The following is an 18143-nucleotide window of genomic DNA, read 5'->3' as shown; positions in this document are numbered from 1 at the left end:
TTTTGGCATTATTGGCTCAGTTCGCTAGGTAATACTCCGAATTTTTTTTTGAACTCTGCGGAGAAATGGCCAAAGTGAAGATAGCCAACGTTGATTGCCGCTTCTCCGACATTGCATTTGCCGGATAGAATCATGTTTCGAGCCATGTCCATTCGATAATTTTGAAAGAACTTATGCACGCTCATTCCAAAGACTATTTTGAAGTATTTTTGCAAGCTGGTTTTGCTTAAGCCAACTTCTTGGCTTAGTTGGTCCAAAGATATAGGCTTGTGCAGATTTTTCAAGAGCAATGTTTTAGCCATTTGTATTTTATCTATGTACGCTTCGCCAATATTATGGAATTGGCTTTTGTCTCTGTTAAGGAGCTTTTCAAAAAAGTGGCTGATCAATTCCCAAGATTGCGCTTTCAGGATATTTCGAGTGATCTTTTTGCTGTAATTGGAAGGCGGAAACATGATTTGTTTATACAAGCTGTTGATGGCGGGAGAAAAGGATTCATACCAGTAGAATGGTTTGTCTTTTTTAAAAATATTCACCAAAGGGTGATCTTCAGGCACGAATTCGAAAATAAGGTTTTTTCTCAGACGTACGACAACATTATGGAAGATAGCGGGTGATTCAAAGGCTATATTATTGCTGAAATTGGTGAAAAGTATGCCGGCGTCATTGGATTTGGTAATATTGAAATCATCAAGATCGTTCACATTGTCCATTACTTCTGAAAAGCTGAATGTGTTGGTAAACCAAATGGGGTAGAAAGTCATGTCCGGTTGCTGGATTCTTTTCATAAACCAGGGTTCCTTCGCTTTCGCTTTCATGATAAGGATGTCATGGGTGTCAAATTCGTAACATTCAACAATTCCTAGAGGGCTGTGTAGCGTGTTGTCCATGATTTCACCACCGAATAAAGTTTGCCATATTTTCAATTGTTCATGTAAATCGGTGATTTCAAACACAAATTCTTTCATACTTAGCCTTTGATGGTGCTTTAATGTATACTTTATATGCAGTGTACAGTTGCGTATTAGGCTTGTTTTTCTTTGAAAGAAAGAGATTTTGGTAAAAAGCCGCAGCCCGAAACTGAAAATGTTAGTTTGGACCGCAGCTTGAGATTAAGCACCACGTAAGCTGTTATAAGTAAAAAATGGATTGTGTTCCACATTAAAAAAGCTATTCGTCAAACCTCTCACGATGTTTTGTATTAAAATAGCTTTAGAGAAAGTTGCCCCCATGAATTATCAGGGGGCAGTGCCAAGGAATAAAGTTCAGCAGCCTTGGCTATGAGAATCAATCATAATAAATCAATTTCAACGTCTCCAATTTTTCTTTCGAATCTATACGGAGCTTTGTCGAGATAGTCTAATGTTTTGAAACTTGTCTTTGAATTATTCATAATTGCTCAATTTAAGTTAGGGGTAAAGTCTGGCGATAAGTAGGGGGTACTATGCCAGACTTCAGGGGGATAAGCTATGTTGGGTTGTCAATTTTTATTGACTGTTTCGCTTCGATGACAGTCACGGCAAAGTGGCTGACTTATTCCAATTTGTATTGGAATAAGCTTCGAGGCTTAACACAGCAATTCTCCATTGTTTTTACAAAGCTATGAATAAGAGGCTTATTGCGCTGACGCAAAAAGTTATTGAATTAGCTTAAAAATTCGCTTTAACGTTTTTTAGCATTGTTTCTTAATTCACTAGGGTAAACACCGAAATGTTTTTTGAATTCAGCGGCGAAATAACTGAAGTGAATATATCCTACATTAATAGCAGCTTCGCTTACATTGTATTTTCCTGAGAGAATCATATCTCTGGCTTCATTCATTCGATACTTTTGAAAGAATTTATGCATGCTGAGGCCATAAACGATTTTAAAGTACTTCTGAAGTGATGTTTTACCCAAGCCAACACTTTTAGAAATTTCTTCCAGAGATATTGGCTTTGCGAGATTGTTGAGTAGCATGTTTTTAGCTTGCTGAATTTTCTCAATATGCTTTTCGTCTATTTCATGATAGTTTTCGGCGTTTCTGAAGATAAGTTTTTGCATGAAAAGGGTAAGCATTTCCCATGATTGACCATAGATTAGATTGTGATTGATAAGTTCAGGATTATTATCGGAAGGCAATAGAATTTGCTTGTGAAGTCTTAGGATGGAAGGTGAAAATGATTCATACCAGTAAAAACGTTTATTGGAAGTGAAGACTTCTTGCAATGGGTGGTCTTTGGGTATGAATCGAAATATTTGATCTTTTTGAATTCTAATGACTACATTTTGAAAGATAGTAGGTTCGGAAAGCAGGTATTCATTATCGATATTGGTAAAAAGTATGTTAGCCTCTTTGACATTTTCCACGCCAAATTCTTCCAAATCATTTAGAGAACTCATCGCTTCTGGAAAATTAATAGTATTTGAAAAACGAATGAGTAAAAGGTTGGAGTCGTTTTGTTGAATTCTTTTAATATGCCAAGCCTCGTTGGTTTTTGCTTTGAGCACGAGGACGTCATGAAAATCGAATTTGTAAAATTTAGCTGTGCCAATGGAAGTCTCAAGCGAGTTGCCTTTGATTTCTCCTCCAAAAATATTTTTCCAAATATCAAGTTGCTTCTTGATATCTTTAATTTCAAATACCAGTTCTTTCATGATCAGTCATTTAATATTTGCAATAACAATAATTTTGCAAATCAGAATTGGTTGCTGAAAAAGAAAAATGTTAAAAAATTCAAGCCCGCATAAAATAGCAGGCTTGAGAAAGTATTAATTACAATGTTGTTTGATCATATCGTAAGCCTCGTAGTATCCAAGTTCTCCGGCTTTTGACCAATCCATGCAGCTGGAATTGGTTTTATCAATGTGTCTTTTAGCCTCAGCTCTATTGAAGTAAGCGTCGGCATTTTCAGGACTAAGGTCTATGGCGTGCGTAAAGTCTTTGATCGCTCCCTTGTAGTCTTTAAGTTTCAGCCTCGCCATTCCTCTGTTATAACAAGCTTTTTCGTTTTTGGAGTTCATTTCCAAAGAAGTAGTATAATCGTTCAAAGCGCCTTTATAGTCCTCCAACATATATTTGACAACGCCTCTATTTGAAAATACAATGTCATTTTTAAGTCCTAAGGATATTGCTGAATTATAATCTTGCAAGGCTTGATTATTGTCACCTGATTCGAATTCGGCAACGCCTCTGTCATGCCATGCTTGTGCATTTTTATCATTTAGTTCGATGGCTTTAGAATAATCCTCTATTGCTCCATTAGCATCCCCGAGATTAAAACGAGCCACGCCTTTGTTGTAATAAACATCATCATTTTTAGGGTCGATGATGATGGCTTTGTTGTAATCGTCTACAGCTCCTTTGAAGTCGCCAAGAGTGGCTCTGGATACTCCGCGATTTGAAAATACTTCAGCGGGAGTGTCGCCTTTCGCCAATTCTATGATCTTGTTAAAGTCTTTTATTGCTCCTTTATGGTTGTTGAGTTGGAATTTGATTTTCGATCTTTCCAAATAGCTCTCCAAGTGGTTAGGGTTCAATTCAGTGGCTTTGAAGAAGTCATTCAAAGCGTCCATTTTATATCCCATCTTGTTTTTTACTAAAGCTCTTTGGTAAAAAGCTTCGCAGGTGTTAGGGCTTAAAATTATTGTTTTGTCAAAATCTTGAAGCGCTCTCTTGTTGTCATGCATTTGGAAATAAGCGATGCCTCTGGCTAGGAAAATTTTAGAGTCCTTGGGACTAAGTTTGGAAGCTTCCGATTGATCGCTTACAGCGCCGCGGTTGTCGCCTAGGCTGGATTTGACTTTTCCTCTATAATGATAGGCTTTAGCGTTATTAGGATTCAATGAGATAGCTTTGTTTAGATCCACCAGAGCTTTTCGATTGTCATCGATCATGTGCCATGCGATTCCTCTTTCGAGATAGGCGTCGGCATTGTTGGGATTTGATTTGATTTTTCCCGTCTCGGTCTCAATAGTGTTTTTGATCTCGGTTTTTTTTGAAATAGTAATCGGATTCGTAGGGTTTGCCGGGGTTTGAGCGAATCCTGAAGCGCTAATGAGATAAAAGCCTAGCGCTAAAATATAACGACGATTCATGTTTGTGTTGATAAGTTTAGTGGTTTGTCATTGTCGAACATGAAGTTATATTCTATATGCGTTATTTGTAAATTTCCAATCCTTAATTATAAATTTAATAATGTTTAAGCTGTATAAGTAATGAAATTTTAAATGCGAATTAACCAGATCTTAACATGAGGTGGTTGCGACGCGATTTCTGAAATTCAAGGTTTTGGATGGATTCACTTCAACTTTGTTATCTGTCATTTCAGTTGCTGATTTTATCACTTAGCTGAATTTATAATCTTGTGAGACTATCTAAGGGCTACTTTTGCATTATAAATCATTTAAAAAACCGCAATTGATCTAAAGAAACGAAATGATGAGACATGCTATTAAACTTATGATTCTTATGACTTTGGCTTATGGCTTTAGTTGCCAATCTAAGCAGGAGTCTTCTCAAGCAGATGAGAAGTTGGTGAAAGCAGTTCAAATAGCCAATGAAGTTGGTGAGGGAAAGTTGAAAGTAAATGGTGAGATAAAAGAAAAAAAGGAAGCAATGCTTTCGTTCAGAGTTGGCGGGCCTTTGCATCAGATGAAAGTCAAACAAGGCGATTTTGTTAAAAAAGGTCAATTGCTGGCGGAGATAGATCCTAGGGATTATCAGATTCAAGTAAAGCAGAATAAAGCTCAGTATGATCAAGTAAAGGGAGAGTATGAGCGTTATAAGCAATTGTTTGAAAAAGGTAAATTGCCTGAAAATTCCTATCAAAAAATCAAATCAGGATATGAGTTGGCGACAGTGGCTTATGACCATAGCAAAAATCAATTAAGGGATACGAGATTGGTGGCTCCGTTCTCAGGTTATGTGTCAGCCAAGTTTGTTAATAATTTTGAAACAGTTGGCCCGGGAGTTCCAGTGATTTCAATCATAGACGTGCAAGCGATGGATGTGATTGTGAAGGTGCCTTCTAGCAGAATATCATTGATTAGCGAGGATGTTATGGCGGAAGCTGAAATTCCTAGCGCTGGATTGAAGTCCTTGCCTTTGGAGTTTGTCTCTGTAGGTCAAAAATCAGGAATGGATGACCTTTATGAAGTGAAATTTTCATTTGCAGATGATAATAACGAACAACTTAAATCAGGAATGTTGGCAAGCGTGAATATCAAGCTTCCAGCCAAAGATGTGGAATATATTCATCTTCCTGTTGAGTCTATCTTAAGAGAGTCTGGAAAAGACTATGTATGGACTGTTCAAGAAAATGGATCGGTGAAAAAGATCGAGGTTAATTTGATCGGATTGGCCAATGGAGGAAAAGTGAAGCTTAGCAGTAATCAACTAAAAGCGAATAGCTGGGTAGTTACAGCTGGTGTGAATGCTTTGCTTGAAGGTCAAAAAGTGAAAGTGCTTGAAAATGCAAGTTCAACCAATGTAGGAGGGCTGTTGTAATGCTGGAGAAGATATTGGAACAAAAAGCACTGCTGATAATGTTGTTTGTCGGCGTGGTGATAGGCGGTTTGTATTCTTATATGAGAATAGGAAAGCTTGAGGATGCTGAAATACCAGTCAAGACAGCAATGGTAATCACCATGTATCCGGGAGCTAACGCGCATGAAGTAGAGTTGGAAGTTTCTGATGTGCTGGAAAAAGGCATCAGAAGATTGGAAAATGTAGATTATATAGAGTCAAGATCTGAAGCCGGTCTTTCCGTAATCAAAGTGAACATTAAAAATGATGTTAAAACTTCGGAATTGCCTCAGCTTTGGGACCACTTGAGAAGAAAAGTAGGAGATATCAAATCTCAGTTGCCTTCTGGAGCTTATGAGCCAATAGTCAATGACGACTTTGCAGATACTTATGGTATTCTGTACGCTGTGACTTCAGACGGACATTCTTTGCCGGAATTGAATAAATACACTCAGTACATTGAGCGTGAATTGTTGACAGTGCCGGGAGTGAAGAGGTCGCAAATCTTCGGTATGCAAAATGAAGCGATAGAAATCGTTTTTTCCGAAGAGAAGCTGGCGGGAATGTCGATGAATCCGATGATGATTGCGCAAGCAATGCAGTCTCAAGGAGAAATTGTGAATTCGGGTACTGTGAAAGTGGGTACGGAATCAGTAAGAATAGATGTTGGTGATCGTATGACGAGCTTGGAGGATGTGAACAACTTGTTGCTTCAAATGCCTTCAGGAGGATCTGTGAGATTGGGAGATATCGCCAAGGTGAATCGTTCGTTTTACGAGCCGAAAAGAAACGCATTGCATTTCAACGGTCAAATGGCTTTAAGCTTAGGTTTGTCTAATGAAAGCAATATTAATGTGGTTCAATTGGGAGCTAGAGTCGATGAGCGTCTAGCGGAAATAAAGAAAAATTTGCCTGCGGGTATTGAGGTGGAGACTATTTATTCTCAACCGGACAGAGTTGACAATTCAGTGGATGAATTCGTGCTTAACTTGGTAATGTCAGTAGGTATTGTGATTATCGTTTTATTGTTTGCGATGGGCTTTAGATCGGGATTGTTGATTTCAAGTGGATTGGTATTCACGATTTTAGCGACGTTGATTACGATGAATGCAATCGACCTTCCATTGCACAGAGTGACTTTGGCGGCTATCATACTTGCGATGGGTATGTTGGTTGACAATTCCATAGTAGTTGCTGACGGTATCTTGATAGATCTCAAAAAAGGGATGAAGCCATCATTGGCATTCGTCAATACAGCTAAGAAAACATCTTGGCCATTGCTTGCAGCGACAATGATTGCTATTTTGGCTTTCTTGCCACTGGGAATGGCTCCGCACGCCGCGGGAGAGTTTTTGTCTTCTTTGTTTACAGTTTTGGTAATTTCATTATTGCTGAGTTGGATCTTCGCAATGGTTCAGACGCCATTCATGGCCAAGTTCTTTTATAGAAAAGAAGTGAACCAAGATGCGTCAAATGACAATAATAATGGTGTTTATGATTCAAAAGTCTATAAGGTATTTAGAAAAATGGTTACATGGACTTTGTGGCATAAAAGAGGGTTCGTGGCTTTTTGCACCGTAGTGTTGTTTTTGTCATTCTTTGGTTTCAGATATGTGAAGATGGATTTTATTCCAAAGACGCCTTATGATCAATTTATCATTGAATACACGCTGGATAATGGCAGTGATATCAAGTCGGTAGAGGCGGATATGTATAAGGCTGAAAAGGATGTAATGAAAATAGATAAGGTTGTGTCCGTAACAACAGCTATTGGATCTACTCCAGCAAGATATACGATGTTGAGACCAATGGCCCAAGGTGGAAGCCATTATGGCGAGATGATCGTAGAGATGGAGGAACTGGATGATGTGGAGCAAGCTATGAAGGAAGTGAATGAATACTTCAAGCTTAATTATCCTCATGCTACAGTGAGAGTGATGGAGTATGGAGCTGCGTTTGAGGATTACCCTGTTGAGATATTGGTTACAGGTCCTGATCCGGCTGTTTTGAGAGGCATCTCGGCTCAGGTAAAAGAAGTGCTTAGAGATGAGCCTACGGCAAAGAATATAGATGACAATCTTGGCAACAAGACCAAGCGATATATGCCAAGCTTTGACAATGATCAAGCGCAAGCATTGGGACTGACAAGAAAAGACATGGCTCAATCGATTTTGGTTGCCAGTACAGGTATGCCAATAGGTTTAGTGAATGAGAACGACAAGCAGATTCCTGTGATGTTGAAATCTTCAAGAGAGTTGTCTGATAATATAGAAGACATGAATTCCATACCTGTATGGGGATCTATGTCAAGAGGTAGTGTGCCGCTGGGCCAGATTACTAATTCTGTTTCATTAGGATGGGAAGATCAAGTGGTCTTTAGAAGAAATGGCAAAAGAGCGATTAAGGTGCAAAGCGATGTTCGCAATGGTCATACGGGTGAAGAGCTTGTTGCTAATGTGAAAAAAGAGGTAGAGGCTATTGAACTCCCGGATGGATATGAATTGTCATGGAAAGGTATGGTAGGAGCTTCTCAGGATGCCAATGAAGCGTTGTTTAAGTTTTTGCCAATGGCATTAGGTCTGATGGTTTTGATCATTGTGGCATTATTCAATAATCTAAAGCAACCGATGATTATTTTCCTTATGGTTCCTTTGGCATTTATAGGAATTGTGATGGGATTCTTGATTACAGGCGAATTCTTGAACTTCATGGGTATTATCGGAGCGCTTGGCTTGATAGGAATGATGATTAAGAATGCTATAGTGCTATTGGATGAAATCAAATTGGGTATCAAAGAAGGAAAGCATCCTGCGGAAGCGACAATTGATGCGTCTGTTTCGAGGATGAGGCCAGTGATGATGGCTTCATTGACTACCATATTGGGAATGTTGCCGCTGTTATGGGATGCAATGTTTATCTCAATGGCTATCACGATTATGTTTGGCCTGCTCGTAGGGTCATTGATCACATTGTTTGTGGTTCCGGTGCTTTACGCGCTGTTCTATAATGTCGATGCCAAACAAGTCAAAAACATCTAAACAAGAAATCCGATGAAAGAATTTAAATATATAGTATTGCTCATCATATTATGCGGTTTGATGATTACGCGATCCCAGGCTCAGGTTACACTGAGCTCTGAGGATTGCCGAAGATTGGTTGTTGAAAACAACAAGGATCTTAAGGAAGCAGAATTGAGAATCAAGGAAGCTGAAGCTAATATGAAGATTGCGAAAAAAGCTTATTTGCCAAGTGTGGAGGCGTCTGCGACAGGAATTTACTCTCCGAATTTGGAATTGGTCTTAGGACCTGAGATGATGACTAATAACTTAAGCATGTTCGCTACGGATGTTATGATGTCTCAACCGATTTATGCTGGAGGTAAGATCAAGGCGATTAACGCTCAGGCAAAGATTGGACAAGAGATGGCTGGGCAAAGCTATGAATTGACCCATGCTGAAATCTTGCTTTTAGCGGACCAGGCGTATTGGAATTTAGCTGCGGCTAAAGAGGCTGTGGGATTGTCGGATAATTATTTGACAATGCTGACGGAAATGGAAGATCAGATGAATGCCATGTATGAAGTTGGTTTGGCGCCTGCAAGTGAAAAGCTTAAAGTTGGCGTTCAAAAAAATCAAGCGGAGATAAATCTTGTAAAGGCTAAAAATGGCGTTGAGATAGCGACGGCTTATTTGAATCAGCTTTTGGGACAAGAGTTAGAGACTGAAATTATCTTGTCGGACGCATTGATTGATGATGATCACAATAGGGTGAATGTGAACGGTGGACTTGAAAAAGCTTTGAATAACAGAAATGAGTTGAAGCTTGCTGAAAACCAGATTTTATTGGCGGAGTATGATAGGAAAATAGCTCGCGCGGACTATTTGCCGGAAGCAGGCGTTACAGCAGGCTACATGTATGCTTATGCTGATAAAATCGGTGAAAATATTGATCCGATAGGACTTGTTGGAGGTAGAGTTTCCATTCCTGTGTTTCATTTCGGCGAGAGAAAGCAGAAAGAGCAGCTAGCCAAAATCAAAAAGGAAAAAGCTCAAAATGACTATTCCAAAACGGAGGATTATGTGACATTGGAAATCAAGCAAATCTCGCTTGAATTGGAGGAGAATTATCAACAAGTATTGATGTCCATCAAGAATGTTGGACAAGCGACAGAAAGCTTGGAGGAGACGAAGGTGAGTTTTGACGCTCAGCTTAACACGACCGCTGATGTGCTTAATGCTCAAGCGGAGTGGCAAAAAGCGCATTTTGACTTGATCATTGCTTTGAGAGATTATGAGCTTAAGAAGACGTCTTGGGAAAAGGCGATTGGAGCGTTGACTAACCATAATATTGATTAGATTTTTTTGTGCTATGTTAAGGAGTGGGCGGCGGATTAGCTCATTCCTTATTTTTTGGAAAAAATATAACGACAATAATGGAACAATTGGCTTAACATTACGCTAATATTACATGGAATAGGATAATAAGGGATGATGATTGATAGTTTGAAGTTGTATTTATGCTGGCTTAAAGATGTGTTGGCGCATAGTGCTTTGTTCACATTGGCTTTTTTGTTGATAGCTATTGACAGCAGCATTGTTTATCTGTTTAATGAACAAGTGTATGGCGGGCTGATTGAGGTTGTGGTTTTGATGAATATAATAGCTTGTTTGGTTTATTTGTATTTCAAAGCGAGTTATATGAAAGTTTATTTGTCAAGCCTAGGGCTTTTATTCACCGCTTTATTGGTTTATGAGCTTGATATGGTGATTAGCAAATTTATTTCTCCGGTGGCTCCATTACTTATTTTGATCACGCTGAAGACAGCATTGGTTTCCTTTGTATACATTTATCGAAAAGAGTTTCTGAAAACTTTCGATTTGGTAATGGAGAGGAGTTTTACAAAAATTATAGCCTTGGGACTTTCTGTTTTGATAGTCTTTTCTCGCATAGTGGAGTTGGCGGCAAGCCATGTGTTTTGCGATGGCCAATATTTGTTTGGAAGTACTTCTAGGGAAGGAATGGAAATGTTGAGTTATATCATGGTGTGGATTGGCATGATAAGGTTTGTCAATTATGCGCGAAAACCAGAGAAAAATAATTTGAGTTCTAATTAAATATTATCACGAATGATTTTTTATGCCACTTTATTTCCTATTGGGGGGAATACAAAGGAGGGTGAGCAAGAAAACCATAAAAAACCTAATCGTCATAAACATTATTGAACAAGATAAAACTTAAGTCATGAATATTAAAGGATATTTGCAGAAGACGACTGTTTATAATTTCAGGTCGATCATGAGGCGATTGGCTCTGATCACGGTTTTTACAGTCGGCCTGACTTTATTCATGATGTATTTTGTGGACATTCCTCCCGGTATCAATATTTATGTTGATATCATTGGAGTCGTGTTAGCTTTTTTGGTTGTTTCGGAATTTATTGTGCTATTGGATTTGTATCTGGAGTACAAAGAGCCCTTGTCCTTTAATAATATTACCAGAAGGATTTCCATGCAATTTGGGTTTAGCTGGGGTTTTACGATTTTCGTATTCTTGGTCTTGTTTTTTACTTTTTATGACAAGAGATTTTTGGATGATGAAAATTTTGTGCTGGCATCCTCATTTTTTATTCTGACCATGTTGCTCCTTTTTACTTGTGTTAGTTTCATCTCGATATTGATAAGAGTATTTAGAACTTGGATAGAGTTGAATAAGGAGATGGAAAGCCTTAAGCTGGAAAAAATGGAATTGAAATACAAAGCGCTTCAAGACCAGCTTAATCCGCATTTTTTTTTCAATAACCTGAGCGCTTTAAAATCCTTGATTCTTTTAAAAGAAGAGAGGTCAGCTTTAAGATTTATACAAGATTTTTCATCTATATGCAGATATGTTTTGCAAAAGTCAGATTGGATTACTGTTAGTGTGGCCGAGGATGTTGAATTCACAAAACAGTATTTTGAACTGCAAAAAATCAGAAACGAGGATGGCCTTGAAATGATGATAGACATTCCTGATGAGTATATGGAAAAAGAGATTCCTCCTATGGCTATACAACTATTGGTTGAAAACGCTATAAAGCATAATATTGCTACTGAGGAGCAAATGTTAAGAATCCGCATAGAGGTGGAGGGGGAATATATGGTAATTAGAAATAATCTCCAGAGGAAAGCCACTTATCATTCAACAGGTAAAGGTCTTTCAAATTTGAAAAGAAGATTTGCCCATTTGACATCCTTGCCAGTGAGAATCGAGCAAGATGATAAAGAATTTGAAGTTTTTCTTCCGATAATTTAGTGAATATGAAATACGTAATTATAGAAGACGAGAAGCCAAATGCCAGGATGCTTGAAATGTATATTTCAGAGCTTCGCCCGAAATGGTCTTTAGTATCGGTGTTTGACAGAGTGACGACATTTGTGGAGTATTTTTCAAAGTCGGAATACCCGGACTTGATATTCATGGATATCCAATTGAAGGATGGCTTGTGTTTTGAAATTTTTGACAAGTTGGATGTTGAATGTCCTATTGTATTCACCACGGCCTTTGATCAATATGCTATTAGAGCTTTTGAAGTCAATAGTATTGATTATTTGTTGAAACCTGTGGAAGAAGACAAGTTGTTGCATGCTTTTGAAAAATTTGAAAAGCTGCATGCCCAGGATGATGAAGTCTCTGAAAAAGTCGATTACAGCAGGATCATGGAGACGATCAAAAATGGGACAAAGGTTTATCGAAACAGATTCATGGTTAGCGGACCTAAATCGTATTTTAAAATTGACGTAAAGGAAATAGCCTTTTTTAAAAGCGAGGGAGGAGCTTGTTTGGCGCATATGTTTGACGGAAAGGAGCATGTGTTGGAGCAAACGCTTGAAAAGTTGGAGTTTCAACTCGATCCGGAGCATTTTTTCAGAGCGAACCGAGGAGTGATTTTAAATATCGACGCTATTGACAATTTCGAGCCTTATTTTGGAGGCAAGTTGACGGTTAATTTGAAAAAGGACATCTGTGAGCCTATAACCGTTAGTAGATTGAAAGCGAATTCATTCAAATCATGGGTTGATGCTTGGTGATTAGAGTATACTTGATATGTTCTGATTTTTTTTAAGTCTTATTCAATTTAAATAAGATTGATAAATTATATTTTTTTAATCTTTTTTATAATTGATTTTCAATCTTTAAGTTCATTCCTTCCTTGAACGAAATAAAGTAATGATGATAATTTGTTAAAGGTAATCGAGGTGATATAAATTTAATGAAGATTATGCAATAATAATATGAAATATCATGTGCTGGCTTGGTTATTGCAATATTTATAATTTTCATTTTCAATTTTTTCAAATGCCAAGCTTTTCCATTTTTTCTATTATCAGTTTTTTGATCTGGATATCCATACGTCTTATGTATGGACTAATCTTGAATAATCCATTCATGTACTGCCCCAGCATAACCTTTGCTTATTCGTCAATTCTTTTTTTATCATTTATACTAAAAAACACACTATGGAAGGAACAATTGGAGAAATCCGTCTATTTGGCGGCAATTTCGCGCCTAGAGCATGGGCTTTATGTAATGGACAATTATTGTCGATTGCTCAAAATACGGCTCTGTTTTCAATTTTAGGAACGACATATGGAGGCGATGGACGAACTACGTTTGCTTTGCCTGATTTAAGAGGCAGGGCTGCTATAAGTTCAGGAACAGGCCCTGGCTTGAGTACACATAAACTTGGTGCTCGTAGTGGTACTGAGACAGTTGTATTAAGTCAGTTGCAAATCCCATCTCATAATCACTCGGCACAATTTACGCAAACTGCAGGAGTGACACATATTAATGCTGTAGCTGACTCTGCTAATCAGGAAGACCCTACGAATAATTATTTAGCTGCGGCCAATATAGCAGGGACGAATCAGATTTATTCTGATAAAACACCTGATTCTCAATTGGCTTCTTCTCCTGTGACTGTTACTGGGACTGTAGCTGTTGGTCTTACAGGCGCATCTCAAGACCATAATAATATGCAGCCTTATTTAGTGGTGCACTATATTATATGCTTGCAAGGAGTATTTCCATCTAGAAGTTAAATAAGTCAATTTTTTAAGAAAACCTTTAAAGATAAATATTATGGAAGGAGTAATAGGCGAAATTAGAATGTTTGGCGGGAATTTTGCGCCAAGAGCTTGGGCATTTTGTCAGGGACAATTATTAGCAATAAGCTCGAATCAAGCATTGTTTTCAATATTAGGAACGACTTACGGAGGGGATGGTCGAACATCTTTTGGATTGCCAGATTTGAGAGGAAGAGCTCCTTTAAGTGCAGGTACTGGTCCAGGGTTAAGTACACGCAAGTTAGGCTCGCGTAGCGGAACAGAAACAGTAACTCTGACGCAAAATCAGATGCCACAGCACACTCATATCGCACAATTTACACAAACAGCAGGTGTCACGAATATTTCTGCAGTTGCTGATTCAGCAAATCAGGAAGACCCAACTAATCATTATCTGGCAGCAGCTAATATAGCCGGAACGAATCAAATATATTCAAATGATACTCCAACTACTACTATGGGACCTTCTCCTGTAACTGTAACTGGTAATGTTACAGTTTATAATACAGGAGGTTCTCAGTATCATAATAATATGCAACCATATCTTGTGGTGAATTATATTATTTGTTTACAAGGAGTTTTTCCATCTAGAAGTTAAAGAATACATGTTATCTAAACCATCTAGACAAGATAAATTAAAAGTTGGAGTTTTAATTCCACAATCACACGCATACCCAGAAGCTCCTCTCCACTATGTGAGAGGACTTCAATTATATTTTACTTTGCATAAAAGTGCCTTTAAAGGAAAAGAGGTAGAACTGAAGATTAAACAAGTGGGGGGAGGATCTTTGCTAGGTGTTCAAAAGGCTTGGCAGGAACTGATGATTGAAGGTGGTTTGACTTGTGTTGTTGGGTTTTTATCCTCTCAGGCTGGTATGATGTTGGGAGATTTGGGAAAGGGTACGAAAACTCCTATCCTTATATGCAATTTAGGAGAATCCGCTATTTCTGAAGATCAAGTTTATGATCACTTATTTTTTCATGGCTTGCATTACTGGCAATCATATTATTATCTAGGGAAGCATGTCGGCGAGCAGTACAGGGAAAAGAGCATATATTCTTTAAGCAGCTTTTTTGATAGCGGTTATGATCCTTTGAGAGCGTTTAATTATGGCTTGGAAGCATCCAAGGGTTTTATACAGAAACATGTTACCCTTCATTCTAATAATGTGGAAGAGCTGAAAGATGAGTTGGATTTGGAAGGAATTGAAAAAAAAGATGCTGTAGCTGTATGTTTGATGCATCCTAATATGCTGAGCAACTTTTTAGAAACTTACAACAGCTCATTTTCAGACATAATATGTTCGCCATTCTGCAAAGGGAATGATAGGAAAAGAAAACTATGGGCATTTCCGAATTGGAGGCATGAAAATGAATCTTTTAGAAGTTTGAAGACTGGAGTGCAAGAGTATTTTCCGGGCACTGAGCTTGACTTATTCCATTATCTTGGTTTTGAACAAGGGAAGTTTCTATCAAAGGCTTTTGAGAAGCTGGAGAGTAAGCTTGACACTTTTGAAGTGATAGTTGAAACTTGGGAGGCGTATCAAGAAGATACGGATTTTGAAACAATATCAATGAACCCTGATTCGCATCAGTTGGAAAGAAAGGTTTGCCTTTTTTCAGGTTCTAATTACAAGAATAATTATAGAATTATAGATGAATTCGATATAAAAGATCTTAAGAATGAGGAAAGTATTGCTCCTTTATTCGAGATGAATTCATCATTTATTAACCCTTATATGTGCTATTAAATTTTTTAAGATTATGAAAATTATTCTATTTACAAACGGAATATGGGGAATGCCTGTCGTGGAGAAACTTCATAAGGAAGGTGTTTTGGGAGGTGTTGTGTTGCCTTCAGGAGTTGATAATAGTGCTCTTTGCAATTATTTGGAAATATTGGAAGTCCAATGGTTTGAGCTTGAGAATAAGGATCAAGAGAATGAATTAACACCTTGGATCAATGGGAAGAATGCGTCATTGGCTTTGGTTTTTTGTTTTCCATATAAAATTGATAAACAGGTTTTTGAAAGTTTTTCAGAAGGAATTTATAATATGCATTTTGGCGATTTGCCAAAATATGCAGGACCAGATCCACTATTTTGGGTTCTCAAAAATGGAGAGAGCAAAGTGCATATAGTTGTGCATAGAATGAATCAATATTTTGATAGCGGCGAGGTCGTATATTCTCAGGAATTACAAATCATACCGGGTGAGACATACGGATTGCTTGGAAGTCGTCTTAGTATGTTTAGCTCAAACTTAATCAACCAAGTCATTGAGACGATCAAGAAGGATCATTATGAAAACACTGAATCTGTTCCTGTCGCTCAATTACCGAGACCTACTGAAGAGGATCTTTGCATTCAATGGGAAAGTCAAACAGCAGATCAAATTGAAAGTTTGATCAATGCCGCCAACCCGAAATATAATGGGGCGGCAACAATGTTCAGAGGGGTAAAAGTTCGAATCATCGAAGTGAGTCCGATCGACAATAATGAATTGATTTTTATGGATGCAGGTTCAATTGTAAGAGCTGATCCTCAGATGGGGGTATTTGTGGTATGCAAGGATAAGAAAATTCTGCGCATTAATGTAATTCAAATGCCTGAAGGAGTATTTAGTGGCTTGAAATTCGCGGCCTTGGGCATTCAAGCTCAAGAGAGATTTACTTCTATTCCAGTGGAAAGCTTTGAAGAAGAATTAATATGATTTTTTAGAAAATATAAATAGGTGATACATGGATCGAAATGATTTTTTCTCTCGCTTAGAGCTTTTGACCGATATATTTTTGAAGGATAAGCTTGATATGGAAGAGCTTGCTAAGGCGTGTAGTGATTATAAACAGTTGCTGATTGAGTGTTCAGAATATGATATTACTAAAAGTTCGAATAAAGATTGCATACATACTAAGTACGGAAATGCGATAGGCCCTCATTGGGCGATTCAATGCATAGATGATATTATTAGGACCAAAATGTTTGTGAAAGGAACATATAAAGTGGTCAATGATTTATTGAAAAAGCAAGGAAATGTGGAGTTGATGTATGCGGGAACAGGCCCATTCGCAGCTCTGGTTTTGCCGCTAATGAGCAAGTTTTCTCCCTCTGATTTAAAAATAAGATGCTTGGAGATTAACCCGTTAAGTTGTTCTCAGTTAAGGGATTTTTTGAGAATAACGAACTTGGAAGAATTTGTTTTGTCGATAGAGGAGTGCGATGCGACTAAACATGTGGTGCCTAATCCTGACAAAATCGATGTGTTGTTATGTGAAACAATGCAGCCTGCTCTGCTGAGAGAATTTCAGGCACCAATCTGCATTAATCTGCTTTCCCAATTGAAAGAAGATGTGATTATGATACCTGAAGACATTCATTTGAGTGCGGGTTTGATGAACGCCGATAGGTTTGAACATGGAAATATGATTGGTAGAGGCGGAAAACCTTATACTAAATCTGTTTCATCCGTTTTTCATTTCGATAAATTTGCGATAAAAGCAGTTTCTGAACAATGGAAAGAAAATCCGGAAAAAGTTGATTTCCCAGCGTCAGAATTTATTATTAGACGTGAAGACTTTGAGGAGTATCCTTTTTTGGAAGTTTTTACAAAGATTAAAGTTTGCGACGATGTTGTTATCGAGTCTAATCAATGCGATATAACGATGCCGGTGTGTATCGAAGATATGAGAGAATTAGAATCATTTGATGAATGTCAGCTCTCTTTCCACTTGTCGCCTTTTTCAAAATTGAGGGTAAAGTTTAACCAAGATTTGGTTGAAGAATACGCTTAAGTTCAATGTAAGAATTGGCTTGAAAATTGATCGAAACAATTTAGTCTTTAATAGATTGGTTATTTTTTATGAATTTTTTTAGAATGGAAACCGAAGAAATAGTTTTTGATGACCGTATAAGATTGCCTTTCACATTTGATTATAGAAGGATGATGGAGGAAGTTGATAGCTTGGCTACAAAGGATTTTACGTATTACAATGTGTTGCCATTAAGAGCGCCTGCACATGTTGTGGACAATTCATTGCCTTTTCCTCCTCCATCTGATAATTATGCAGACGGTTCATGGACAGATTGGATGAATACGGAAGATTTGGAAACTTCGCCTTATTTAAAAGAGGTAGTTGACTTTTTTGCTGAGCATACGAAAGTGACTTTGGTCAGATTGCTGAGATTAGCTCCAAATTGCACTGTTGAGGAACATGTTGACCCTACTTTAGGGTTGGAAGTGAAAGAATCTGTGATAAGGTTGACTGTGCCGATTACAGTTCAAAGCGATGTCAAATTTTATCTGAATAGCCAAGAGGTTCTTATGGAAGCAGGCGAATGTTGGTATTTAAGACTAACAGATCCTCATAAAGTTGTCAACTCAGGGAGTAAAGAGAGGATTAATTTAACAATAGACATGCAACCTAATGATTGGATAAGAGCTGCCATAGAGCAAAGCATGGTTAAGCAGGAGATAAGATAAATTGTGATTTTTCAAATTAAAATATCGAAGCTATGGGTAAAAAATACTAAAGAAAA

The 18143-nt window shown here is 37.8% G+C and carries 15 protein-coding genes; 12 read left to right on the top strand and 3 right to left on the bottom strand.

The features are described from left to right. Positions 1 to 8: 8 nt before the first annotated feature. From AABK36_RS13260 to AABK36_RS13250, 3 genes are all read right to left on the bottom strand, one after another. Positions 9 to 968, bottom strand: a complete 960-nt coding sequence (locus tag AABK36_RS13260; protein ID WP_309938436.1) for a helix-turn-helix transcriptional regulator — start codon at positions 966 to 968, stop codon at positions 9 to 11. 694 nt (positions 969 to 1662) lie between these two features. After that, on the bottom strand, positions 1663 to 2637 hold the full coding sequence (locus AABK36_RS13255) for a helix-turn-helix domain-containing protein (RefSeq protein WP_309938437.1): 975 nt from the start codon (positions 2635 to 2637) through the stop codon (positions 1663 to 1665). A 114-nt stretch (positions 2638 to 2751) separates the two neighbouring features. After that, on the bottom strand, positions 2752 to 4077 hold the full coding sequence (locus AABK36_RS13250; RefSeq protein WP_309938438.1) for a tetratricopeptide repeat protein: 1326 nt from the start codon (positions 4075 to 4077) through the stop codon (positions 2752 to 2754). A 340-nt stretch (positions 4078 to 4417) separates the two neighbouring features. Between AABK36_RS13250 and AABK36_RS13245 the strand changes: the two genes are divergently transcribed. The 12 genes from AABK36_RS13245 to AABK36_RS13190 all read left to right on the top strand — a co-directional run bounded on the left by AABK36_RS13245 (position 4418) and on the right by AABK36_RS13190 (position 18087). Continuing rightward, positions 4418 to 5488: an efflux RND transporter periplasmic adaptor subunit gene (locus tag AABK36_RS13245; RefSeq protein WP_309938439.1), complete on the top strand. Its 1071-nt coding sequence runs from the start codon at positions 4418 to 4420 to the stop codon at positions 5486 to 5488. Next, positions 5488 to 8544, top strand: a complete 3057-nt coding sequence (locus tag AABK36_RS13240; protein ID WP_309938440.1) for an efflux RND transporter permease subunit — start codon at positions 5488 to 5490, stop codon at positions 8542 to 8544. Before AABK36_RS13245 ends, AABK36_RS13240 begins: the two co-directional genes overlap by 1 nt. A 12-nt stretch (positions 8545 to 8556) precedes the next feature. Then, the gene (locus AABK36_RS13235) at positions 8557 to 9861 is read left to right on the top strand and encodes a TolC family protein (RefSeq protein WP_309938441.1); all 1305 of its coding nucleotides are present in this window, start codon (positions 8557 to 8559) and stop codon (positions 9859 to 9861) included. Positions 9862 to 9993: 132 nt separating this feature from the next. Continuing rightward, positions 9994 to 10620: a hypothetical protein gene (locus tag AABK36_RS13230; RefSeq protein ID WP_309938442.1), complete on the top strand. Its 627-nt coding sequence runs from the start codon at positions 9994 to 9996 to the stop codon at positions 10618 to 10620. 127 nt (positions 10621 to 10747) lie between these two features. Further along, the gene (locus AABK36_RS13225) at positions 10748 to 11797 is read left to right on the top strand and encodes a sensor histidine kinase (RefSeq protein WP_309938443.1); all 1050 of its coding nucleotides are present in this window, start codon (positions 10748 to 10750) and stop codon (positions 11795 to 11797) included. Positions 11798 to 11802: 5 nt separating this feature from the next. After that, complete coding sequence (locus AABK36_RS13220) at positions 11803 to 12573, top strand: LytR/AlgR family response regulator transcription factor (protein ID WP_309938444.1); 771 nt, start codon at positions 11803 to 11805, stop codon at positions 12571 to 12573. 429 nt (positions 12574 to 13002) lie between these two features. Next, on the top strand, positions 13003 to 13584 hold the full coding sequence (locus AABK36_RS13215) for a phage tail protein (RefSeq protein WP_309938445.1): 582 nt from the start codon (positions 13003 to 13005) through the stop codon (positions 13582 to 13584). A gap of 40 nt (positions 13585 to 13624) precedes the next feature. Next, a complete protein-coding gene (locus tag AABK36_RS13210) occupies positions 13625 to 14206 on the top strand; it encodes a phage tail protein (protein WP_309938446.1) in 582 nt (193 codons plus the stop codon). Positions 14207 to 14213: 7 nt separating this feature from the next. Further along, entirely contained in the window at positions 14214 to 15359 is a 1146-nt protein-coding gene (locus AABK36_RS13205) for a type 1 periplasmic-binding domain-containing protein (RefSeq protein ID WP_309938448.1), read from the top strand. A gap of 13 nt (positions 15360 to 15372) precedes the next feature. Next, positions 15373 to 16320 (top strand): methionyl-tRNA formyltransferase, encoded by a 948-nt coding sequence (locus AABK36_RS13200; RefSeq protein ID WP_309938449.1) that lies wholly within the window; start codon positions 15373 to 15375, stop codon positions 16318 to 16320. Positions 16321 to 16348: 28 nt separating this feature from the next. Beyond that, on the top strand, positions 16349 to 17398 hold the full coding sequence (locus tag AABK36_RS13195) for an SAM-dependent methyltransferase (protein ID WP_309938450.1): 1050 nt from the start codon (positions 16349 to 16351) through the stop codon (positions 17396 to 17398). 83 nt (positions 17399 to 17481) lie between these two features. Beyond that, positions 17482 to 18087, top strand: coding sequence for an aspartyl/asparaginyl beta-hydroxylase domain-containing protein (locus AABK36_RS13190; protein WP_309938451.1), 606 nt, complete (start codon positions 17482 to 17484; stop codon positions 18085 to 18087). The last annotated feature ends 56 nt before the right edge of the window (positions 18088 to 18143 follow it).

The organism is Aureibacter tunicatorum, from assembly GCF_036492635.1.
Lineage (GTDB): Bacteria > Bacteroidota > Bacteroidia > Cytophagales > Cyclobacteriaceae > Aureibacter > Aureibacter tunicatorum.
This window is presented reverse-complemented; position numbering and strand designations above follow the sequence as displayed.